Origin of the sequence: Agathobaculum butyriciproducens (assembly GCA_003096535.1) — a bacterium.
Lineage (GTDB): Bacteria > Bacillota > Clostridia > Oscillospirales > Butyricicoccaceae > Agathobaculum > Agathobaculum butyriciproducens.
In genome coordinates, this window is sequence record QEKJ01000022.1 from 1 (window position 1) to 21,920 (window position 21,920).

Sequence of the window (21,920 nt, forward strand, 5' to 3'; positions counted from 1 at the left end):
TACACCTGTTCCCATTCCGAACACAGTAGTTAAGCTCGTTTACGGTGACAATACTTGGCTGGCGACGGCCCGGGAAGATAACTCAACGCCTACACTTTAGCAGCAACGAAAGTTGCTGCTTTTTCTTTTTTATTCTAAAAAAACAACGAGTTTTTGCTTGTGGGGAAGAAAAAGCGAAAGCGTCGATTGGAGTACGAGAGAAGCCTTCTGATATAATGAGAAAGCGACGCCAGCCGTTTGCGGTTGGCGTCGCTTTTATGCGCCTTTAGGCGCTGCTATACCTTAGTTGGGTTGTTATGCATATCTGAGGAGGGGCTAAGTAAATAAGAAAGCTATGGGCGCGGTACGCTGCGCTGAACGCGTCTATCGCCGTTCTGAGAAGGAGCCGCTTCCGGACGACTTTGGAACGCGTGGGGCGTTCCTGCTTGCCGGCGGGACTGTTGTCCCGCCGGCAGTCGCAAACAGGAGGGATTTATGCCAGTCTGGAGAATACCATAACAGCAATTCCCAGTACGACGAGAATAACACCGGTCGCACGGTTAAGCGTTTTCGGTGCCGCCTTATTGGCAAAAACCGCTGCGATACGAGCCCAGACAAGCGTGAAAATCACGCAAAGCACCCACACAAGCGGATCCGGCATGCCGCCGATGGCGAAGTGCGAGACTGCACCGGTCAGCGCGGTGAACGTCATGATAAATACGCTGGTGCCGACTGCGGTTTTCAGTTCGTAGCCGAGCACGGAGGTCAAAATCAACAGCATCATCATGCCGCCGCCGGCACCGACAAAACCGCAGATAAACCCGATCAGCACACCGCAGACGATGGACTGCACAGCACGCCTGTGCGCAGATACGCCCATCATTGCCTCTTTGGTGGTCATAACCGGACGGACGATGAATTTTACGCCGAGCAGGAAGGTCATAAACACGGAAAAGCTGCCCATTGTCCGAGAGGGCAGCAGGCTGGCGATGTAACTGCCGACCACGGTGAACGTAAGCACGCTGACCATCATCAGCAGGCCGTTTTTCACATCGAGATTTTTGTTTTTACCGTAGGTGTAGGCGGACACAGCGCTCGCCAGTACGTCGGACGACAGGGCAATGCCGACCGCCATGTACGGGTCCATGTGCAGGAAGGTGATGAGCATGGGGCTGATGACGGCGGCAGCACTCATGCCCGCAAAGCCGGTGCCGAGTCCGGCACCCATGCCTGCGAAAAACGTAACAATAACCGTGAAAAGCAGGGTCATATCAGTGTACCTCCTGCAGAATTTCATCTAAATTGTGATTGATAACTGCGGCCGCATCGGCAAACGCCTGCCGCTGTCTTTCGCTCATGCCGGAGAGCAGCCGCGCGGCAAACTGTGCCTGCAGCGCGCGTCCCTTGTCGATGATCGGCTGCGCCTGCTTGGTGCACAGCAGACGGGTCTTGCGGCGGTCACCGGGCACGGGTTCACGGTGCAGATAGCCTTCCTCGACCAGTCGGTTGACGTTGACCGACACAAGATTCGCCTTGATCTTGCGCAGTTCTACAATGTCGCTTGCTGTGTCGCATTCCGGATTGTTAGCGAGGAACAGCAGGATGTCAAACGCAGTCTGCGGCAGGTTCAGCTCGCGGCACAGCGAGTGACACAGCGCACTGTATGCCAGATCGGTCTTGTGCGCAAATTCCATGTATGGATTCATGAAAACACCTCTTCAAAAATAGATAGTCTAAATTTGAAGTAATTATAACATGGGACAGCGAATGTGTCAATCACATATCAGCAGAAACAAAAAGAAATAAAAAATACCCTTATTCCGAAGAATAAGGGTATTTCTATTCACTGTATTACGCCAGTGGGCAACAATTACTTGTTGTCAACCTCTGCCATGTGCTCGATGAGCATCAGCAGCTTGTTGGAGTAGCCCCACTCGTTGTCGTACCAGGAAACAACCTTTACGAAGGTGTCGGTCAGGTAAACGCCAGCGTTAGCGTCGAAAATGGAGGTGCGCTCGTCGCCCAGGAAGTCAGAAGATACAACAGCATCCTCGGTGTAGCCCAGAACGCCCTTCAGGCCGCCCTCAGACAGCGGCTTCTCGGAAGCAGCCTTCATAGCAGCGCAGATGTCTTCCTTGGTAGCCGGCTTAGCCAGGTTAGCAGTCAGGTCAACAACGGAAACGTCCAGGGTCGGTACACGCATGGAGATACCGGTCAGCTTGCCGTTCAGCTTCGGGTAAACCTTGCCTACAGCCTTTGCAGCGCCAGTGGTGGACGGGATGATGTTGCCGCAAGCAGCACGGCCGCCACGCCAGTCCTTCTTGGACGGGCCGTCAACAACCTTCTGAGTGCCGGTTGCAGAGTGTACGGTGGTCATCAGGCCCTCGGTGATGCCGAATGCCTCGTCCAGTACCTTAGCGATCGGAGCCAGGCAGTTGGTGGTGCAGGATGCGTTGGATACGAAGGTCATATCCTTGGTGTAAGTGTTCTGGTTAACGCCCATTACGAACATCGGGGTGTCGTCCTTGGACGGAGCAGACATGATAACCTTCTTAGCACCGCCATCGATGTGAGCCTGTGCCTTCTCCTTGGTCAGGAATACGCCGGTAGACTCTACAACGTAGTCAGCGCCAACCTTGCCCCACGGAATGTTCTTCGGGTCCATCTCTGCAAAGAACTGAACCTTCTTGCCATCAACGGTGATGGAGTTGTCATCATACTCGATGGTGCCGTCGTAACGACCGTGCATGGTGTCATACTTGAGCATGTATGCCATGTAGTCCGGAGTCATGAACGGATCGTTTACCGCTACGAACTCAATGTTCGGGTTCTTCAGACCAGCGCGGAAAACCATACGGCCGATACGGCCAAAGCCATTGATACCTACTTTGATACCCATTTTACAGTGTTCCTCCTAAATGTTTTGATGAAGTTCTCTGTTGATGTTATTATTATACACTAAATGCGCAGTTTGCCGCAAGGTGTAATATTTGTGATTTTCTTGTCATTCTGCCTTGCATTTTTGTATAATTTTCTTTGCAATGACAGTAGCGGCAGTGGTATAATAAACACATCGTACAAAATATGGGGATTCGGTTTGTATAATCCCCCGATTTTCGGGATGAGAAAAGCACAGCGCGCGCCGTGCTGTTTTTTCACATCCTCGAAGACAGAGATTAGTATGCCAAATACCGCGCAGCATATACCGGACGCAGGAAAACATGATCGAGAATGACAGCAGCTTTCCCACAGTACAAAGGTAAAATTACACGGTGTTTTGGGAGGATAATGATGGAAGACGCATTTTTTTCGCAGCTGGACGGCAACGCAGTCCGCGAGCTGCTGCTGCGCACCGAGCTGCGGCATGCGGCGCTGTTCGCAGTGAGCGATACGCTGCGTATCGAGCGGTGCAGCGACGCGGCACAGCAGCTTTCCGGTCTGCACCCGATGGAGGAGCTGGATCCGTTCCTGAGCGGCAGCACGCGGAATATACTGCTCCGGTGCATAAATACACAGTCTGCCTGCACCGCAGAGGAGGACATCGACGGAACGGTCTACACGGTCGAGATGATCCCGCACCGCGGCGGTGCACTGCTGGCGTATCTGCGGCGCGACCGTGCCGCCTATGACGGCAGCCTGCGGGTCATTCAGGACAAAAGCTCGCGTTATCTGGGCGCTTTGATGGCCGAGGCCGAGCAGGTGGAGGATCCTGCATTGGCAGACGGGCTGCGGCGGCAGTGTATGCGGCTGTACCGGCTGCTGACGCACTCGGATTTACTGCACGATCCGCTGCTGACCGAGCAGCTTTCTCTGCGGCGCTGCGACCTGTCAGCGCTCTGCCGCGATGCCGTACAGCAGGCTGAGACGCATGCGCCTGTGGGCAGTGCAAAATTCATCGTACAGGTGCCGGAGCACGCAGACGCGCTCATTGACACGAGACTGGTGCGTACGGCAATCTATAACCTGCTGACAAACGCGCTGCGCGTAACACCGGAGGACGGTGAAATCACGGTTTCGCTGACCGATACGCGGGATTTTGTGACGATTGCGGTTGCCGATACCGGTCCGGGACTGGATCCGGCGAAGTTCGATGACCTGCTTTCCGGCTGGCGGCGCACCACCTCGATGGACGATTACCGGGCGCTCATGCGCGGCGGCACACCGCTTGGTCTTGGCCTGCCGCTCGTGGGTCAAATTGCGCAGGCGCACGGCGGACGGCTGCTGCTCACACAGAGAGAGGGCGGCGGCAGCGTGCTGCACCTGTGTCTGGCGCATTTGCCGCATACGCTCGAGGATGACCTGTTCCGTGCACCGACTATCATCGAGGACGGCTATACCGTCGAAGAAATTGAATTTTCCATCATGGAATGAAATAAAACAGCCTCAGAGGCGTGCAAAAATCACGCTCTGAGGCTGTTCTCTTATGTGTTGTCGGGAGAGGTGTACGAACCGCGGTAGACCTTAATGGACTCCGGCAGCCAATGCCCGTCCACAGGTTTCTGAATCTCGGTAATGGTGTATGCCAAACCGCGGTATTTGGCGTATACGATGGAGGTTTCGCCGTCGTACACGGCGATTTTCGTACCGTCAGGCATGGTTTTCTGCCGGACAGTGAACGATTCACCATCCAGTGTGCATGTACTGATAAAAAGCAGGCCGCCGGCCGGCATATAGCTGATGTTCAGACTTGCAGCCAGTACGCACAGCAGCGGAACGATCAGCAGGAATGCAATGCGTTTTTTCATAGAGCCGTCACCTCTTTCGCAGAAGCTGTCTCTCGGTATCTGCACTATAGCAGATAAAACGTATTTTTACAATTCGCGTTTTGACTGAAAACTGTGACGTGGAATTGACGTCCCAAAGACATAGCAAAACCACCTGTTATCACTGATAACAGGTGGTTTTGCACATTATTTGATCTGCTGAGACAGGTTGTACAGCACCTGTGCCAGCTCAACCGACTTGATCTGTCCCTTGGGATTGAATGCGCCGTGATTGTCGCCGTTCATCAGCTTGCTGGTCTGACAGAACGCAACGGCATCCTTCGCCCACGGAGCGATCAAAGAAGCATCGGTAAACGCGGTATTCGCACTCGTATCAGTCGAAACCGTAATCTTTCCGGCTTTTTCGAGCAGCGTGATGTAGCGCTGCAGCACTGCCGCGAACTCCTGACGGGAGATGGAGTCATAGGGACGCAGGTAGTGCTGGCTGTCACCGGTCATAATGCCGGATTCAAAGCAGAATGTCATGCCGGGACGATCAGATTCATAAATCTGGTTGTAGTCAGGTGCTTCCTTGATGGCCATGCCTGCATAGGATGCAGTCAGTTCAGGGTCAATGAGCTTTGCGCTGTTATAAATCGCGTTGGCAACCGCATAACGGTTCTCCGCCGGATTGAACCACGGGAAATATTCTTTACCGTCGATATGACCCGCCGGCAGCATGATGTTGTTCTCAATCACATAGCGGACTGCGGGCGTGAACCACGAGTTCTCCGGCAGCTCGTATTTCTGCTCGAACTCGGCATCGGTCAGGTCCTTGTCGTTCCTGGTGTAAAGGTTGTTTTCCTGCTCATCGGCGGTCTGTGTGGCGGATACGGTGGTATCAACGTTATCCGGAAGGTCGGCAGCGAGCGCGGTGGTGCTTATGGAGAGTGCCGTTGCACCGGTGAGGAAAAATGCCATTACCTGTTGAAATTTCATAGAGTGTACCTCCTTGTCTGCGGCAGAGCCGCAAGCCGATAGATGTATGACGTATATCATACTCTGTGACTATTATAGCATGGTCTGGCGGCAATACAAGCGGTGTAACACAGATGTAACGCAAACGACACAAAGTCGTCCGAAAGTTCCGCCCGTTGGTTGAAACTTTCTCCCTCTCAAAGTCAAAAAGTCAGCGCTATCCTTGCGCGGCTTCTTGGCCGCGCTGCGCGGTACACGCCCCGACTTTTGCTCTCATTAAATATTTTTAAGGATAGAGGCCTACGGGCTGGCATTTGCAATGCAAATGCTATTTAACATGCGCTATCGCGCGAAAATGTGTTAGCAACTGCCGTTATCGAAAAAAGAGCGGACCAATCGGTCCGCTCTCAGCGTATTCGCTTAAATGCTTTCGGTGATGATGTCCATAATTTCCTCGCGGGACAGCGTGCGCGGATCGACACGGAACAGGGCACCCATGGTGCTTGCTGCGTTGTCAGCAAGTTCGCCTGCGTCTTCCGGCTTTACGCCGTAGTCGGACAGGCGCAGCTTGTCCACGCCGCACGCCTGCTGCAGCTCAGCCAGCGCAGCGAGAAAATCGCCGTCCGCACGTCCAAGTGCGTGTGCAATGGCCTGCAGGCGGTCAGCCGAGGTGTCCTTGAAGCGGCTCCAGTATGCCTTGGACAGCATGATCAGACCCGCGCCGTGTGGCAGATCGGGATGGAATGCGCTCAGCGCATGCTCGATGGCGTGCTCGCCGCTGCAGCTCGACAGCGTTTCGACAAAACCTGCCAGTGTGTTCGCCAGTGCCACATCCGCGCGCGCATCGGCGTTGCTGCCATCCTTAACAGCCGCTGCCAGCGATTTGCCAATCAGCGTAATTGCCTGCAGCGCGAACATGTCACTCATGGGGCTTGCAGTCTTAGCCAGATAGCCTTCGGCCGCATGGAAGAATGCGTCAAAGCCCTGGTATGCCGTCAGATGCGGCGGAACGGTCATCATAAAGTCCGGATCGACGATCGAAATGGTCGGGAAGCACTTCTCACCGCCGCCGCCGATCTTTTCCTCACCGTTGGTGATAACTGTGAACGGGTCAGCCTCTGTGCCCGTGCCTGCGGTCGTCGGAATGGCAACAATCGGCAGCCCGGCATTGACCATGCGCTTGCCGCCGCCCGTGCCGCCGTGGATGTAGTCCCACCAGTCGCCGTCGTTGGTCGCCATAATGGCAACCGCCTTGGCTGTGTCGATGGACGAGCCGCCGCCGAGACCGACAACAAATGCAATGTTCTGCTCACGGCAGAGCGCAGCGCACTCGCGCACGCCCTCAATCGTCGGGTTCGGCTGTACCTTGTTGTATACCACGGTCGGATGACCGGCTTCCGCCAGCGTATCCGCCACCTGGGCTACATAGCCCAGTTTGGTGGTGGAGGTGCCGCCGGTGATGATCAGACCCGTGCCCTGCGGCAGACGTACCTTGGCCAGACGCTTGACCGATCCGGCACCGAAAAATAAGCGTGTCGGCATGTAAAAGCTAAAGTTTTCCACTATATAGACCTCTTTCAATTAATAATTAGGAATTAGTAGTTAGTAAATTTGTTAGAGTGAAGAGTAAAGAAAATGTAAGGATTTACCTTATTCTCCGCAAGCTTTCAGCAATCTGCTGAGATAGATTGTTTGTGCCACCCATTTCATGATGCTGTGGGCGCACACTGTGCGCCCCTACGGGTACACGGGTGCAAATGAATTTACAAACGGTGCGCCGAGGTCGTACCCCAGGGCACCTTCTCTTGCCCTAACAGGCAATTCACCTTGTCGCACCGTACGGTAAAGATTACTGATAATTGTAACTCGGAGGTGTCATCCGTTATATCCGGACCAGCGAGTTGCGCGCCATACCCGTGCCGCACCCGCGCGGCGTCAGCACAGGGTACGCTCGCTTCGCAAGCCCCAACACTTTTATTATACCAAATTCCACACTTGGAGAAAAGAGCCAAATCACCGAAATGAACGGCTTTTTGTTGTGCAATATGCAGCCTGAAAAGTCGTAAAAAACGCTTGACGTTGTGCAATATTGATGATATTATAATGACACAGAAAAGATAAAGGCAAACACCAAAGGCAAAGTAAAACAGGGGTTTTACTCCAAAAGGCGCAAACCTTCATCTAATCTGAAGGATGTCAATCCGGTTTGATACCCACGAAAGAGGTGAGTCCAATGGTATCAGAAGAGGCATCTTACCAGTTCGCGGGACTCGCCGCGGCGCTGTGACCGAAACGATCAAGGTGATAGCTGAAAAAATGAGCGAGTTCCAATTCCACAATTTGAACCGCCTGAAAAGCGCGATCGGCTTCTAAGCAAAGGTAACAACAACGGTAACTTTGGGGAAGCTATCCTCGTGAATTTAACTATCCGTACATGGCATACTAAGACAGTCAAGCGGATCGAGGCAGCAGGAAAGTAAGGTTCATACATGACAGAACCCTGATATTTGATGCGCCGGCGAACAAAACGAAGTATCTTACGATACCTGCCGGATGCTGCACCAGCCGATGGGCATACTGATGAGTATCTGCAGCATAGACATACCGCATCGGAACGAGATGATATCAAAGTCCGAGTAACATCCGGTTCGACAAGGCAGGCTGTATCACATCTTCCGCCGAGCAGTGACGCATCACCCACTGGAAATAGAGTTCCCGAATGTAGGAAAGGCAACCAAACGGATTATGTAGTTTGTGCAGTAAACGAACCTTAGCCGGGCGGTTCCGCGAACGTAAGATCGAAAGATGCCGAAAAAACAACCGAATACCAATCCAAATGCGATGGGAAATATCCTGTCGGGAAAAGAGGATCTATGGAGATTTGGAAGTAAAAGCCCTCGTTCATGTGTCTGTGAATGAGGGCTTTATTTTGTCCTTTTTGTCAATGGCAAAATAGATAAAATAAACGCTGAAAATCTGTATAACTGCACGAAAACACGGTTTTGGGTAAAGTTGCTTTGACGAAACTGTCAAAACCCTGCTATGATAAAAATGCGATGTAGTGCAATATATAGAGGAGCGATACTTATGAAAATAGACGGAAACGAACTGGCCATCCTGCAGAACGACCTTGATCGCGAGGGCAAGAAGGAAGAAGCGCTCAAGATTAAGCTGGAATTTCTGCGTCAGGTGCGCGAATCCGGTGACCACTGCCCGTGCAAGGAGGCGTGCCGCCATCACGGCAACTGCTTCGAGTGCGTGACTATCCACCGCGGACACCGCGACCATTTGCCGATGTGCCTGTGGGATATGGTAAATGAGCGGCTGGCGGCTCTCAGCCACATGACCGAAGGCACGCTGCGCGCCTACGAGGACCGCAAGGCCGCGGAAGGCACCGAGTGCGGTGACTGTTCCGACTGTCCCGGCTGCGGAGAATAAAAATATAACGGACAAACCAAAGCAGTTTGTCCGTTTTTATCTGCCGATAAGTGCATATGGCGCAAAGCCAATCAATTTGCGCGGCAGCGCGCGTTCCATTCCTCTTGTCGGCTGAAATGACGTTTTGTGACAGTATGAAAAAAGGACTTGAGTGAAAACTCAAGTCCTTCTGTCTGTCGAAAAAGTCGTATAGTCAGCATTTTTCAGCATTTCGCGCGGCAGCGCGCATGAAATAGCATTTGCTCTGCAAATGCTCAAAAAGGGGGAGCATGTATCACCATTTTTGAACTTCTGGAGGGAGAAAGTTTCTGTATAGGAACTTTCGGACGACTTTGGAACGGCCCACGGTCCGTTCCTGCTTGTCGGCGAAACTGTAGTTTCGCGACAGCCTCAAAGGACTTGAGTGAAAACTCAAGTCCTTTTGTGTATTCAGAAAGTATTCTTTACAGCAGCTCGTGCTTAATGCGGTCGAGTGCCTCCGGAGCCTGCTGATCCATCTTCTCCGGGAAGCCGAAGTAGGATACGCAGATGATATTGTCGCCGCCAACCTTCGGTGCGTCCGGCTTCAGCTGCTTGTTTGCGAAGTCCATATCACGCAGGGTCTCGAAGATGCCGTCGAAATCAACCTCGCCTTCACCCATAGCGGTGTGCTGATGGATGGTGTAGTCAGCACGGCCGTGCTGGTTCAGCCAGGGCGGATTTACGATGTAGCGGCAGTCCTTGGTCTGGTTCCAGGTGTCAGCCAGAAGAACGTGGGTCAGCTCATCGCCGGCGTACTTCAGCATGTGGCGAACGTCGCCCTTGCCCTGATCGTAGAAGAAGCCGTGGGATGCGGAGTAAACGTAGCCCAGGTTCTTGGAACGGAAGGACTTAACGATGTCGCAGGCCTCGTCGTTCAGCTCTACGAAGTCATACGGATGGGACTGGCACTCTACGCGGATGCCCTCACGCTCGATGATCGGGAGAAGCTCCTCCATAGACTTGAAGAACATGCCGTTGCAGATCTCCTGCTGGTTCGGGTCGCCGGAGAACTCGGTGTTGATGACCGGTACACCCATGTCAACCGCGATTTCGATCATACGCTTCCAGTTTGCAACTGCGTGCTGGCGCTGCTCCTCGGTCGGGCCGGACCAGCGGTAAACAACGATGAAAGAGGAAATCTCTACACCGGTCTCCTTGAGAGCCTGCTTGTACTCCTGCTGGCACTCCTTGGAGAACAGCGGGTGCTTGTAGAACGGGTTGATGCGCGGATGCGGGGACTGCTCGATGTACTTGTAGCCCCAGTCTGCTACCTTGTGAACATAATCGTTGATGGACATCTGCTTGGCAAGAACGTCAACGTCAAATGCGATTTTCATAAGAATGATCCTCCTTGTCTGTTTGCCATATCAAGGGTGGCTTCCCTGTTTGATGGCTCTATTATAAAGCGTTTCTGCCGTCTTGCCAATGATACAAATTACCCTAAACCTGCGAAATCCTGCTATTCGCTATTGCATCAAACGGATACTTCTGGTAGGATAGAGACAAGGAGAGTGACCGCTATGCTGATTCCCGAATTAGGTGTCCATCAGACCTCGGAACGGTACTTTTTTACGCCGTCTTCGCTTGCAAAGGAGCTTTTTTATTACCCAACGCGGCTCGGACATTACTTCTGCAGCAGCCGGTATTCCTTCAATCATCGGTCGGAAATTGCCTTGCAGGGTGACCACAACCAAAATATCATGCTGTTTTTTGTGCATGATGGCGCAATGGAACTGACGCTGAACGGTACGCCTGCCATCGCCGGCGCCGGACAGATTGTGCTGTTTGACTGCCGTGAGCCATACAGCTATGCCGCCTCGGACGGACTGGAGTTCACCTGGCTGCTGTTCAACGGCCTGAATGCCCGCGCATTCTATCAGAAAATCCTGCAGGCACGCGGCCGCAGGGCATTTTCGCCGGCCGCACCGGCGGAGATTGCGCAAATGCTGGATTCTCTGCGGAGCGCCTGCGCCGAGGACGCGCGGCTGAGCGAGGCACGGTGCTCGCAGCTGATCCACCGACTGCTGTGCCTGCTCTTGCTGGACGAGACCACCGAGAGCACCGCAGGCGGCGATCGTATTGCACAGGCCATCCGCTATATGAACCGGCATTTGTTCGAGCCGATCGGCGTGCAGGACGCGGCAGCAGCCGTCAGCCTGAGTCCATCGCATTTCTCACGGCAGTTCAAGGCGCGGACCGGCTATTCGCCATATGAGTATATCGTGCTGCGCCGCATCGATAAGGCGAAGTATATGCTGGCCTCTACCGAATTGTCGGTCAAGGAAATCGCCTACGCGACCGGCTACAACAGCGAGGAGAATTTCATTCACAGCTTCCGCAAGAACGTTGGCGTTGCACCCGGAATCTTTCGGAAGTATCCGGTCTAACCGCTTGACAAGTGCGAAAAACGCTGATAAAATAAAGCAGTCGAGTAGCAGAAGTGCGTAAATCCAGATGGATTTACGCACTTTTTTCTTTTGTGCAAAAGACAGGTTGTGGCAGCTTTCCGTAAAGACTCCGAAAATCCAATCAGGAGGTTTCGATATGGATCGGGACAAGGCAGAAAAACGAATGGCATCAGCGCCGGTGGGGAAGCTGATGCTGCAAATGGGTACGCCGATGATCCTCTCCATGATGCTTCAGGCGGTCTACAACATCGTGGACAGTTATTTTGTGGCGAACATGGCGGAGAACGGCGAGATTGCAGTCAATGCGCTGACACTGGCATTTCCGGTGCAGATGATGATGGTGGCGGTCGGCATCGGCACAGGCGTGGGCGCAAATGCGCTCATCGCGCGGGCGCTCGGTCAGGGCGACCGAGAAAAGGCGGGTGCGGCAGCAGGCAACGCGCTGAGCCTTATGGGTATCATTTACGTGGTGTGCCTGCTGTTCGGTGCATTCGGTGCGGGCGCGTATATCGGCTCGCAGACGAGTGACCCGACCGCACTGGCGATGGGCAGTCAGTATCTCCGCATCTGCTGCATGGCCTCGTTCGGTATTCTGTTTTTCTCAGTGTTTGAGAAAACCCTGCAGGCGACCGGCCGCTCACTCTATTCCACGATTGCACAGGTGGCAGGCGCACTGACGAACATCGTGCTTGACCCGATTATGATCTACGGTCTGCTCGGCTGTCCGAAACTGGGCGTAGCAGGTGCGGCATGGGCGACCGTGCTCGGTCAGATTGCGTCTCTGGCTCTGGCAGCCGTGTTCCATTTCCACCTGAACAGGGAACTGCCGTTCAGACGCAAGGCTCTGCGCCTGCGCCGCAGTATCGTCGGCGAGATTTACTCCATCGGCGTACCGGCCATCATAGCACAGGGTGCGATGAGCGTGATGAATTATTGTGTTAATCTGATTTTCGGCAGTCTGGACAGTTCGTATGTCACCGCTTATGGCATTGTGTACAAAATTCAGCAGTTTGTTTTGTTCGCGGCATTTGGTCTGCGTGACGCGATTACGCCGATTATGTCGTTCAGCTACGGCATGCAAAACGCGAAACGCATCCGCGAGGGCGTGCGCTGCGGTCTGTTGTATACCAGTGTTCTCATGCTGGTCTGCACTGCGGCTGTAGAAATTCTGGCGCAGCCGCTGGCAGGTATTTTCTCACTGTCCGCAGGCACGATGGGCCTGTGCGTGACCGGTCTGCGCGTGCTGGCGGTCAGTTTCGTGTTCGCAGGTGCAAACATTGCCATACAGGGCGTGTTCCAGGCCACCGAGGGCGGTGTGCAGTCGCTGCTCGTGTCACTGCTGCGTCAGCTGATCTTCGTACTGCCGGCGGCATGGCTGTTCGCGCGCCTGCTGCCGGCCGGCGTGTGGCTGGCGTTCCCCATCGCGGAGGTGCTGACCGCAGTAATCGCCGCCGTGCTGTTGCGGCATACCGCAGGGAAAGGCCGCCTGTCACAGCAGGATCACGCTGCTTCACTGAGCAAGTAAAATTCTGCCTGACAGAATATATGATTTTTTACACAGTTTTTTGTCGCTTCTCATGAATCATCCGACCGAGAGACTCGACACTGTGCACAAGCACAGAGGATATAATCTGTGAATAGTGCCCAAACGACTGAGAAATTGTGCTTATGTTAAGCGAAAAACGCTGAAAAATGAGAAAATCTATAAAAACCTCTTTTCTTTCTGCTGTTTTATGCTATAATGAAACTAACATAAAAGGGCTTCACGAAGTACAATCTCAGGAGGTAGTTATTATGACCAGAGGTATCCGTGTAAAGAATACGGACGACATTCAGAAGATCAACAAGATCGTAACCCGTTACGGTTTTGATATTTGGATTCACGGCAAGAGCGGTATGGTAGACGCAAAGAGCCTGCTCGGTATGTTCCTGCTGTCCCTGAACGAGCCGCTTCAGATCGTTCTCGAGGATGACGTTGATCCGACCGCACTGTTCAAGGATCTTAAGGATTACCTGGAGATCGACGACGAGGACTAATTTCTCTCGTATAACAGCTTTTGCAGTTCAATTTAACATTTTCGAAACGGTGCAGTCTTATTGACTGCACCGTTTCTGTTTTCTTATGCTATACAAGAGATTGAAATGATTTTTCCATTTCCTTTGCGCGGCTCCGGATGCTGTTCATACGGCGTATCCATTCCGGCGGATTACAAAACCCGAAGGGGGAAACTTCTTTACGAAGTTTCCCCTTCGGGTTTCTGTTTTATTTCACTGCAATCAGATGGTGTTGATATCAACCATTTCGCAGTTTTCGATCTTAACATCGCCCTCGAGGCAGCGCAGCAGCGCGGAAACCGTATCCATCGAGGTCAGGCACGGGATTGCACGCTCTACCGCGGTACGGCGGATGTGTACCGAGCCAAGCTCCGGATGACGGCCCTTGACCGAGGTAGCAACAACGTAGTCGATCTTGCCGGACTCGATCAGGTCGATGATGTTCGGGGACGGCTCATCCACATTGCGGATGGAGTTGGTTGCGACCATGTGACGGTTGAGCACGTTTGCGGTGCCGCTGGTAGCGTAAATATCAAAGCCAAGAGCCTCGAAGCGCTCACCGATGCGGATTGCCTCCTGCTTGTCCGAATCACGGACCGAGATCAGGACAGCGCCCTTCTTCTTCATCTGGAAGCCTGCGCCGGTCAGACCCTTGAGCAGTGCCTCACGGAAGGTCTTGGCAACGCCCAGAACCTCGCCGGTGGACTTCATCTCAGGGCCAAGCTGGGTGTCCAGATCACGCAGCTTCTGGAACGAGAATACCGGAACCTTGACCGCATAGTGGTCGCTTTCCGGATGCAGACCGGTGCCGCAGCCCATGTCCTTCAGCTTTTCACCGAACATGCAGCGGGTAGCCAGATCGACCATCGGCACGCCGGTAACCTTAGAGATGTACGGCACGGTACGGGACGAACGCGGGTTTACCTCGATAACGTAGATCTGATCGTTGTACAGAACGAACTGGATGTTGACCAGACCGAGAACAGCGAGGTTCTTTGCCAGAGCCTCGGTGTACTTAACAAGGGTGTCCTTGTGCTTCTGCTCGATATTGATGGACGGATAGATGGAGATGGAGTCGCCGGAGTGAACGCCTGCGCGCTCGAAGTGCTCCATGATACCCGGGATGAGGATGTCGTCGCCGTCACAGATGGCATCGACCTCGATCTCGCGGCCCATCATGTACTTATCGACCAGAACCGGATTCTCGACCTTGTTGCGGGTGATGACTTGCATGAACTCGCGGACATCGGCCTCCTTGTAGGCAATCTCCATGCCCTGACCGCCCAGAACGTAGGACGGACGAACGAGAACCGGATAGCCAAGCTCGTCAGCCGCCTTGACAGCTTCTTCCTCGGTCATAACCGTGTGGCCCGCCGGACGCGGGATACCGCACTTTTCGAGGATAACGTCGAACTTTTCACGGTCCTCAGCGGCGTCGATCGACCATGCCGGCGTACCGAGGATCGGAACACCGAGCTTCTCAAGGTGAGCCGCAAGGTTGATGGCGGTCTGACCGCCGAACTGTACGATAGCGTAATCCGGCTTCTCGGCCTCGACAACGCCGGTAACGTCCTCCGGTGTCAGCGGCTCGAAGTACAGACGGTCTGCGGTGTCAAAGTCAGTGGAAACGGTCTCCGGGTTGTTGTTGATGATAACGGTCTCGCAGCCCAGCTTCTGCAGCGCCCAGACAGCGTGAACCGAGCAGTAGTCGAACTCGATGCCCTGACCGATACGGATCGGACCGGAGCCAAGTACCAGAATCTTTTTCTTGCCGGACGGAGGTGCAACCTCGGTCTCATCATCGTAGGTGGAGTAGTAATACGGGGTCTCTGCCTCGAACTCAGCGGCACAGGTATCAACCATCTTGTATACCGGCAGACGCTTAACGTCCGAAATGTCCTTACCGGACAGCTGCTCGATGGTCTTGTCGAGGAAGCCCATCTTCTTGGCGCGGATATACAGATCGGAGTCGATCTTCTCTGCGGAAGCCAGCTCCTTTTCCATGTCGATGATATTCTGGAACTTATGCAGGAAGAACACGTCCATCGTGGTGATGTCGTGGATTTCTTCAATGGTCATGATGCCGCGGCGCAGAGCCTCGCAGATATGGAACAGACGCTGATCGTCTGTGCGTGCCACGCCCTTCTTAATCTCGGCGTCAGACTGCTTCTGGATGCGCGGCGCGATCATGCTGTCCAGCTTGATCTCACAGCCGCGAACGGCCTTCATCAGCGCGCCCTCAAAGGTGTTGTCGATGGCCATGACCTCACCGGTGGCCTTCATCTGGGTGCCGAGGGTGTTGTCCGCGTAAACGAACTTGTCGAACGGCCAGCGCGGGAACTTGACAACGCAGTAGTCGAGGGTCGGCTCGAAGCACGCCTTGGTCTTGCCGGTAACGGCGTTGGAGATCTCGTCCAGACCGTAGCCGACGGCGATCTTTGCCGTTACCTTTGCAATCGGGTAGCCGGTTGCCTTGGAAGCCAGTGCAGAGGAACGGGAAACACGCGGGTTTACCTCAATTACGGCGTACTCGAAGGATTCCGGGTTGAGCGCGTACTGCACGTTGCAGCCGCCCTCGATGCCCAGCTCGGTGATGATGTTGAGTGCGGAGGTACGGAGCATCTGATATTCCTTGTCGCACAGGGTCTGCGACGGCGCAACTACGACAGAGTCGCCGGTGTGTACGCCGACCGGGTCAACGTTCTCCATGTTACAGATGGTGATGGCGTTGCCCTTGTGGTCGCGCATTACCTCGTACTCGATTTCCTTCCAGCCTGCGATGCACTTCTCGACCAGAATCTCGTCAACACGCGAGTACATGATGCCGGAGGCCGCAATTTCGCGCAGCTGCTCCCAGGTGTAGGCGATGCCGCCGCCGGTGCCGCCGAGCGTGTACGCCGGACGGATGATGACCGGCAGACCGATCTCACGGGTGAAATCAACCGCATCCTCAACCGAGTGAACAACCTTGGAGGCAATGATCGGCTCGCCGATCTTCTCCATGGTGTCCTTGAACATCTGGCGGTCCTCTGCCTTTGCGATGGTGGTCGGATTAGCGCCGAGCAGCTTTACGCCCATTTTATCAAGGAAACCGTTCTCGCACAGCTCCATGGCGAGGTTCAGACCGGTCTGACCGCCGAGGTTGGGCAGCAGAGAGTCCGGATGTTCCTTTTTGATGATCTCCTGAACGGCTTCGACGGTCATCGGCTCGATGTAAACCTTGTCTGCCATGGCCTTGTCGGTCATGATGGTCGCCGGGTTGGAGTTTACCAGAACAACCTCCAGACCCTCCTCGCGCAGTGCGCGGCACGCCTGCGTGCCTGCATAGTCGAACTCGGCAGCCTGACCGATAACGATCGGGCCGGAGCCCAGTACCATTACCTTATGAATATCCTTGCGCAGCGGCATTACTGAGCGCCTCCTTTCGACTTTTCAATATTTTCGATGAACTTATCAAACAGATACGAGGTATCCATCGGGCCGGGGCATACCTCCGGGTGGTACTGAACGGTGAATACCGGACGGCCGATGTGCTCGAGGCCCTCAACGGTGCCGTCGTTCAGATTGACGTAGCGCACGCGGGCGATCTTCGGATCGACCGACTCGCCGACAACGGCATAGCCGTGGTTCTGCGAGGTGATGTAGGTGCGGTCCGCGTCGATGTCCTTTACCGGATGGTTGACACCGCGGTGGCCGTACTTCAGCTTGGTGGTCTTTGCGTCGATAGCCAGTGCCAGCAGCTGGTGACCGAGGCAGATGCCGAAGATCGGCATGTCGGACTTCAGCAGCTCCTTGAGGTTTGCCACGATCTCAACGTTCTCCGCCGGGTCGCCGGGGCCGTTGGACAGCATCACGCCGTCGTACTTGCCGACTACGTCCTCCGGCTTGGTGTATGCCGGAACAACGGTGACTTCGCAGCCGCGCTTGCACAGCTCGCGCTCGATGTTGTACTTTACGCCGTAATCGAACAGGGCAATACGGTACTTGGTCTCACCGTCAGCGGGATAAACGATATTTTCGTCGCAGGTTACGGTCTTAACCGCATCCTTGACAACGTAAGCCTTCATTTCCGCAATGGTCTGCTCATCCGGCTCAAAGCCCTCGGTGTAGATCACGCCGTTCATAACGCCCTCGCCGCGCAGCTTGCGGGTCAGACGGCGGGTGTCGATGCCGGCAAGGCCAACGACCTTCTGAGCCTTGAGGTACTCGTCGAGCGTTACCTTGCAGCGCCAGTTAGACGGGTATTCGCACATCTCGCGCATGATAAAGCCGGAAACCCAGCTTTTGCGGGACTCGTAGTCGTCAAAGTTGATGCCGTAGTTGCCGATGAGCGGGTATGTCATGGTAACGACCTGACCGTAGTAGGACGGGTCGGTCAGAACCTCCTGATAGCCTGCCATGCCGGTGTTGAATACGACCTCACCGATGCTCTGTCCTTCGTAGCCGACTGCGGTACCCTCGAACAGAGTGCCGTCCGCCAGCAGTAAGTATGCTTTTTTCACTATATCCACACGCTCCTAAATGAAATTCGCGGAATTTCTATTGTAATAGAACGCAGCTTGCTGCGTTCATAAAAAGTCGGGACATGTGCCTGACTTTTTATACCTCGACTCAGCGGCCTTGGGCCGCGTCCGGGGGTATCAAAAATCAGTTTCTACCGGAACTGATTTTTGTATATAGGGGGTATTGGATACCCCCTATAATCACTTAATGGCGTTTACGATGTCGTCGCGCATACGGATGGCTTCTGCGCGGGCGGCTTCCTTATAGTCCTCGCCGTTGTTACCGGTTTTCTTCCATGCGCACATGATGCCGCGGGAGGAGTTTACGATCGCACCGAGACCGTCGTCGTTAAACGCATTGGCGATGTCCTTTGCGGTCGCGCCCTGCGCGCCGTAGCCCGGTACGAGGAAGTAGCTCTTCGGTAGCAGCTCACGGATGATCTTCTGCTCCTCGGGATAGGTTGCGCCGACTACGGCACCGATCTGGTTGTAGCCACACGGCGTATCCAGACCCTCGCCCCACTTTGCTACCATCTCCGCCATGCGGGCGTAGAGCGGCTTGCCCTCCATGTCGCGGTTCTGCAGCTCGCCGGAGGACGGGTTAGAGGTCTTGACCAGCATAAACAGGCTCTTCTCGCGATTGCGGCACTCCTTGAGGAACGGCTCTACACCGTCGGTGCCGAGATAGCCGTTTACGGTAACCGAATCGCAGCCGTACGGTGCGATCTCGGTATCGCCGACGCGGGTCTTGCCGAGGTAAGCCTCTGCGTAAGCGGTTGCAGTAGCGCCGATGTCGTTGCGCTTGATATCGCCGATAACGTACATGCCCTTGGCGTGTGCGTAGTCGATGGTCTCCTTGAGCGCCATCGCACCGTAGGAGCCGAGCAGCTCGTAATACGCAGCCTGCGGCTTTACGGCCGGAACAATGTCGCACAGTGCGTCGATCAGGCCGCAGTTGAAGGCTACGACGCTCTCTGCGGCAGCGCGCAGCGTTTCGCCGTGCAGCATCATGTTGCGGCCGGAAATGTGCTGCGGGATGTACTCCAGACGGGCGTCCAGACCGGCTACGGTCGGGTTGCCCTTTTCCTTGATCTTTTCTACTAAGGTTTGGATAGACATTCGGTTCTTCCTTTCTCAGGTGCGATGTTGTTTTACGGATTGCGAGCTTGTATGTTTACACTGTCTTCGCCGTCCACTTCGGTCAGGCGGACAAAAACGCGTTCATCACGCGCGGTAGGCAGGTTTTTGCCGATATAATCCGGCCGCAGCGGCAGTTCGCGGTGACCGCGATCGACCAGCACAGCCAACTGTATGCGCTCGGCGCGTCCTCGGTGAGAGATGGCTTCGATGGCGGCACGCACGGTGCGTCCGGTGTACAGCACATCGTCCACGATGATGACGGTCGCGCCTGCAATACGCGGATCGAGATCGGGCAGAGGAGCGTCCGTGCGCGGCACGTCATCGCGCCACGGTGTAACGTCCAGCTCGAGCACAGGAGGTGCCTTGCCTTCGACCTCGCCCAGCTTGGCAGCAATGCGCTGCGCCAGATAGATACCGCGTGTTTTCACACCGGCGAGCAGCAGGTGCTCCGCGCCCTTGTTTTTCTCTACGATTTCGAACGCAATGCGGGTCAGTGCACGGCGAATGCCATCCTGATCGAGTATGATCTTCGGTTCGGTCAATCTGCCGCCTCCCTTCAAAAATGCAAAAAAATGACTCTCCGCCACAACAATTAGCAGAAAGCCGCACGAATACTACACCTGTCCCCCTTGTCTTACGGCTGACGGCGTATGCACTGTTTTCTGCCTTGCGCGGCTCACGGGCCGCACCTTAAAGGCGGATTGTTAGATATATTATATAATATGAACATGCGATTGTAAATAGTCGATTGTGCCAAACAAGCAATTTTTTGCTGTGTAAAATTTGAGGGACGAGCGGGCATACTGATTCTATAAACTTTATGAAAGGCGGTAGATCTTTTATGCGAATTTCACCTTTTGTTTCCGGCATTGCAACCGGAGCGATGGCAGGCGCGGTGGTTTCGATGGTAGCGGCCGGCGCGATGCTCAATCCGTCGATGCGGCGGAATGCCAAGCACGCGGCGCATAAGGCGGAGCATGCGATGCACAGGGCGGCAGACCGGGTGGAGGATTTCATCGGGTAAAGAGGTTCGCCATTTCTGGGCGAGAGATTTCGCACGCTGCGGCGTGCGGGGAACGTGCGCCGTCCGGCGCGGGAACAAAAAGGGTAGACACCTACGGTTTCTACCCTCTTTGAACACCCGTTTCCCTTGGGGTGTAGCTCGGGTGCAGATGGTAGACTGCGTAAGCGTAGAAAAGGGGAACGGCAGAGGATTTTTTCTTCCGCGTGGTATAACACCGTTTCGCATTTCGGCTGCCGTACTGCTACACAGGCGGTAAAATTAACGCAGGCGCGGCATGACAGTGCCGCGCAACGTTTTTACCTGTGCAGATTATCTAAATCCTGCGGTTGTAGCCAATTTGCACCAGAAAACGGTTTGCGCGGCACTGTCATACTCCAGAGTACCCTCTCTTGCCCTTCAGGCAATTCACCTTGTGCCGCGCCCTGCGTAGAATAGCCGGTATGTGTAGCAGTAAATTATCCGAAATGCGAATGTGAGGATACCACGCGGAAGAAAAAAATCCTCTGCCGGACTCTTTTTCCACGCTTACGCAGTCTACCATCTGCACCCAAGCCCTCTGAAGGAAAGGCAGGAGTTCAAAGAGGAAGGGAAACCATGGGTGTCCCTTCCTTTTTGTCCTCGCGCCGGACGGCGCAACGTCTCGCTGTACCGCGGCGCAACACCTCGCTCAGATAGGCGAACCGCCTGCGCGTTTCGGGCACACCGGACAGCGGGTGTCGAGAAATACTCGCCCAGAGGGAACGTATCGCTTCGCGGGTCGCGTGCCTCGGACAGCGCGTGCCGCTGTTCATGCAATTTCCGTTGGAAAACCCATCAAACAATGCTATACTATAACCACTACACAAAGGAGAACCGTAATTTATGAAAATTCTTATCGTAGTGGATATGCAGAAGGATTTTATCAGCGGCCCTCTCGGTACGGCTGAAGCGCGCGCTATCGTGCCCTATGTGGCAGAGAAGGCAAAAAATACACCGCGTGAGAACCTGTTTGTCACGCTGGACACCCACCAGCCGAACTATATGGAGACAAACGAAGGGCGTCATCTGCCGGTGCCGCACTGCATCGAAGGAACGGAAGGTCATGCACTGGACAATGCCATTGCTGCCGCTGTGGACGGCATTCCGGCGTCCCGCATCATCCGCAAGCCGACGTTCGGCTCGGTGGCCCTGCCGGACATGCTCCGCGCGCTGCCGGAACCGCCGACGGAAATTGAATTTGTCGGCGTATGCACCGGCATTTGCGTGATTTCCAACGCCATGCTGTGCAAGGCGGCATTTCCGGAGGCGAATATTGTGATTGACGCGGCACTCTGCGCGTGCGTCACGCCGGAGTCGCACGATACTGCGCTGAATGCGATGCGTCTGTGCCAGATGGAAATTCTGCATCAGGGTGAGGAGCCGTGGCGCAAATGAGCAGACCCAAGATCAAAATTACGCTGATCGACAGAAAAGGCAAGCACGGCTGTCACCGCGGGCACAAAATCGGCGACAGCTTCGACTTTGACACCGAGCGCGGGCAGCTTTGCCCGATGGCGATGCACGTTGCGTTCCCATATATCGACATTCTGCGTTACGGCGGCCATCTTCCCGGGCAGGAGGACGGCACGGCGGTGTTTTGCTGTCCCGATGTGGACACGATCAACGTATTCCGTATTGAAATGGTAGAATAATC

General features: G+C 54.6%; 19 protein-coding genes and 1 rRNA gene. 9 read left to right on the forward strand and 11 right to left on the reverse strand.

Translation table 11 applies throughout. The features are described from left to right. Positions 1 to 94, forward strand: a 5S ribosomal RNA gene (gene rrf, locus C7386_RS11825); the annotation flags it as partial. A 378-nt stretch (positions 95 to 472) separates the two neighbouring features. Here rrf and C7386_RS11830 read toward each other — a convergent pair. The 3 genes from C7386_RS11830 to gap all read right to left on the reverse strand — a co-directional run bounded on the left by C7386_RS11830 (position 473) and on the right by gap (position 2,878). Next, positions 473 to 1,249, reverse strand: coding sequence for a sulfite exporter TauE/SafE family protein (locus C7386_RS11830; protein ID WP_116705597.1), 777 nt, complete (start codon positions 1,247 to 1,249; stop codon positions 473 to 475). A 1-nt stretch (position 1,250) separates the two neighbouring features. Then, positions 1,251 to 1,685 (reverse strand): MarR family winged helix-turn-helix transcriptional regulator, encoded by a 435-nt coding sequence (locus C7386_RS11835; protein WP_110435897.1) that lies wholly within the window; start codon positions 1,683 to 1,685, stop codon positions 1,251 to 1,253. Between the two features lie 164 nt (positions 1,686 to 1,849). Then, entirely contained in the window at positions 1,850 to 2,878 is a 1,029-nt protein-coding gene (gene gap / locus C7386_RS11840; RefSeq protein WP_110435898.1) for a type I glyceraldehyde-3-phosphate dehydrogenase, read from the reverse strand. A 392-nt stretch (positions 2,879 to 3,270) separates the two neighbouring features. Here gap and C7386_RS11845 point away from each other — a divergent pair, with 392 nt between their 5' ends. Further along, positions 3,271 to 4,350, forward strand: a complete 1,080-nt coding sequence (locus tag C7386_RS11845; protein WP_158575625.1) for a sensor histidine kinase — start codon at positions 3,271 to 3,273, stop codon at positions 4,348 to 4,350. A gap of 50 nt (positions 4,351 to 4,400) precedes the next feature. Here the strand turns inward: C7386_RS11845 and C7386_RS11850 are convergent, their stop codons facing one another. The 3 genes from C7386_RS11850 to C7386_RS11860 form a co-directional block, all read right to left on the reverse strand. Next, positions 4,401 to 4,724, reverse strand: a complete 324-nt coding sequence (locus tag C7386_RS11850) for a hypothetical protein (RefSeq protein WP_116705599.1) — start codon at positions 4,722 to 4,724, stop codon at positions 4,401 to 4,403. Positions 4,725 to 4,889: 165 nt separating this feature from the next. Continuing rightward, entirely contained in the window at positions 4,890 to 5,681 is a 792-nt protein-coding gene (locus C7386_RS11855; protein ID WP_158575623.1) for an S-layer homology domain-containing protein, read from the reverse strand. A gap of 399 nt (positions 5,682 to 6,080) precedes the next feature. Then, on the reverse strand, positions 6,081 to 7,202 hold the full coding sequence (locus C7386_RS11860; RefSeq protein ID WP_116705606.1) for an iron-containing alcohol dehydrogenase: 1,122 nt from the start codon (positions 7,200 to 7,202) through the stop codon (positions 6,081 to 6,083). Between the two features lie 1,545 nt (positions 7,203 to 8,747). Here C7386_RS11860 and C7386_RS11865 point away from each other — a divergent pair. Continuing rightward, positions 8,748 to 9,098, forward strand: coding sequence for an LPS biosynthesis protein (locus C7386_RS11865; protein ID WP_181967716.1), 351 nt, complete (start codon positions 8,748 to 8,750; stop codon positions 9,096 to 9,098). Positions 9,099 to 9,541: 443 nt separating this feature from the next. Here the strand turns inward: C7386_RS11865 and C7386_RS11870 are convergent, their stop codons facing one another. Then, positions 9,542 to 10,456, reverse strand: coding sequence for a sugar phosphate isomerase/epimerase family protein (locus C7386_RS11870; protein WP_110435902.1), 915 nt, complete (start codon positions 10,454 to 10,456; stop codon positions 9,542 to 9,544). A gap of 183 nt (positions 10,457 to 10,639) precedes the next feature. Between C7386_RS11870 and C7386_RS11875 the strand changes: the two genes are divergently transcribed. The 3 genes from C7386_RS11875 (at position 10,640) to C7386_RS11885 (ending at position 13,564) form a co-directional block, all read left to right on the forward strand. Continuing rightward, entirely contained in the window at positions 10,640 to 11,506 is an 867-nt protein-coding gene (locus C7386_RS11875; protein ID WP_110435903.1) for an AraC family transcriptional regulator, read from the forward strand. Between the two features lie 157 nt (positions 11,507 to 11,663). Continuing rightward, entirely contained in the window at positions 11,664 to 13,052 is a 1,389-nt protein-coding gene (locus tag C7386_RS11880; RefSeq protein WP_110435904.1) for an MATE family efflux transporter, read from the forward strand. A 269-nt stretch (positions 13,053 to 13,321) separates the two neighbouring features. Beyond that, positions 13,322 to 13,564 carry an HPr family phosphocarrier protein gene (locus tag C7386_RS11885; protein ID WP_110435905.1) on the forward strand — a complete coding sequence of 81 codons (243 nt, stop codon included), beginning with the start codon at positions 13,322 to 13,324 and terminating at the stop codon, positions 13,562 to 13,564. Between the two features lie 240 nt (positions 13,565 to 13,804). Here the strand turns inward: C7386_RS11885 and carB are convergent, their stop codons facing one another. The 4 genes from carB to pyrR form a co-directional block, all read right to left on the reverse strand. Continuing rightward, positions 13,805 to 16,990 carry a carbamoyl-phosphate synthase large subunit gene (gene carB / locus C7386_RS11890; protein WP_110435906.1) on the reverse strand — a complete coding sequence of 1,062 codons (3,186 nt, stop codon included), beginning with the start codon at positions 16,988 to 16,990 and terminating at the stop codon, positions 13,805 to 13,807. After that, on the reverse strand, positions 16,990 to 18,084 hold the full coding sequence (locus tag C7386_RS11895; protein WP_110435907.1) for a carbamoyl phosphate synthase small subunit: 1,095 nt from the start codon (positions 18,082 to 18,084) through the stop codon (positions 16,990 to 16,992). The genes carB and C7386_RS11895 overlap by 1 nt, the downstream gene beginning before the upstream one ends. A 201-nt stretch (positions 18,085 to 18,285) precedes the next feature. Next, complete coding sequence (pyrF, locus tag C7386_RS11900) at positions 18,286 to 19,203, reverse strand: orotidine-5'-phosphate decarboxylase (RefSeq protein WP_110435908.1); 918 nt, start codon at positions 19,201 to 19,203, stop codon at positions 18,286 to 18,288. Positions 19,204 to 19,235: 32 nt separating this feature from the next. Next, a complete protein-coding gene (pyrR, locus tag C7386_RS11905; protein WP_110435909.1) occupies positions 19,236 to 19,766 on the reverse strand; it encodes a bifunctional pyr operon transcriptional regulator/uracil phosphoribosyltransferase PyrR in 531 nt (176 codons plus the stop codon). 299 nt (positions 19,767 to 20,065) lie between these two features. On the opposite strand from pyrR, the gene C7386_RS11910 reads away from it, so the two are divergent. From C7386_RS11910 to C7386_RS11920, 3 genes are all read left to right on the forward strand, one after another. Next, positions 20,066 to 20,248 (forward strand): hypothetical protein, encoded by a 183-nt coding sequence (locus C7386_RS11910; protein ID WP_110435910.1) that lies wholly within the window; start codon positions 20,066 to 20,068, stop codon positions 20,246 to 20,248. A gap of 861 nt (positions 20,249 to 21,109) precedes the next feature. After that, complete coding sequence (locus C7386_RS11915) at positions 21,110 to 21,661, forward strand: cysteine hydrolase family protein (protein ID WP_110435911.1); 552 nt, start codon at positions 21,110 to 21,112, stop codon at positions 21,659 to 21,661. Further along, entirely contained in the window at positions 21,658 to 21,918 is a 261-nt protein-coding gene (locus tag C7386_RS11920; protein ID WP_110435912.1) for a TIGR04076 family protein, read from the forward strand. The genes C7386_RS11915 and C7386_RS11920 overlap by 4 nt, the downstream gene beginning before the upstream one ends. Positions 21,919 to 21,920 lie beyond the last annotated feature (2 nt).

Excerpts from the sequence above, each read along its gene's own strand:
- C7386_RS11865 (WP_181967716.1), top strand. The coding sequence starts at position 8,748 with ATGAAAATAGACGGAAACGAACTGGCCATCCTGCAGAACGACCTTGAT.
- C7386_RS11875 (WP_110435903.1), top strand. The coding sequence starts at position 10,640 with ATGCTGATTCCCGAATTAGGTGTCCATCAGACCTCGGAACGGTACTTT.
- gap (WP_110435898.1), bottom strand. The coding sequence starts at position 2,878 with ATGGGTATCAAAGTAGGTATCAATGGCTTTGGCCGTATCGGCCGTATG.
- C7386_RS11855 (WP_158575623.1), bottom strand. The coding sequence starts at position 5,681 with ATGAAATTTCAACAGGTAATGGCATTTTTCCTCACCGGTGCAACGGCA.
- C7386_RS11835 (WP_110435897.1), bottom strand. The coding sequence starts at position 1,685 with ATGAATCCATACATGGAATTTGCGCACAAGACCGATCTGGCATACAGT.
- C7386_RS11860 (WP_116705606.1), bottom strand. The coding sequence starts at position 7,202 with ATGCCGACACGCTTATTTTTCGGTGCCGGATCGGTCAAGCGTCTGGCC.
- C7386_RS11870 (WP_110435902.1), bottom strand. The coding sequence starts at position 10,456 with ATGAAAATCGCATTTGACGTTGACGTTCTTGCCAAGCAGATGTCCATC.
- C7386_RS11915 (WP_110435911.1), top strand. The coding sequence starts at position 21,110 with ATGAAAATTCTTATCGTAGTGGATATGCAGAAGGATTTTATCAGCGGC.
- carB (WP_110435906.1), bottom strand. The coding sequence starts at position 16,990 with ATGCCGCTGCGCAAGGATATTCATAAGGTAATGGTACTGGGCTCCGGC.
- C7386_RS11850 (WP_116705599.1), bottom strand. The coding sequence starts at position 4,724 with ATGAAAAAACGCATTGCATTCCTGCTGATCGTTCCGCTGCTGTGCGTA.
- C7386_RS11910 (WP_110435910.1), top strand. The coding sequence starts at position 20,066 with ATGCGAATTTCACCTTTTGTTTCCGGCATTGCAACCGGAGCGATGGCA.
- C7386_RS11845 (WP_158575625.1), top strand. The coding sequence starts at position 3,271 with ATGGAAGACGCATTTTTTTCGCAGCTGGACGGCAACGCAGTCCGCGAG.
- C7386_RS11830 (WP_116705597.1), bottom strand. The coding sequence starts at position 1,249 with ATGACCCTGCTTTTCACGGTTATTGTTACGTTTTTCGCAGGCATGGGT.
- C7386_RS11920 (WP_110435912.1), top strand. The coding sequence starts at position 21,658 with ATGAGCAGACCCAAGATCAAAATTACGCTGATCGACAGAAAAGGCAAG.
- pyrF (WP_110435908.1), bottom strand. The coding sequence starts at position 19,203 with ATGTCTATCCAAACCTTAGTAGAAAAGATCAAGGAAAAGGGCAACCCG.
- C7386_RS11880 (WP_110435904.1), top strand. The coding sequence starts at position 11,664 with ATGGATCGGGACAAGGCAGAAAAACGAATGGCATCAGCGCCGGTGGGG.
- C7386_RS11885 (WP_110435905.1), top strand. The coding sequence starts at position 13,322 with ATGACCAGAGGTATCCGTGTAAAGAATACGGACGACATTCAGAAGATC.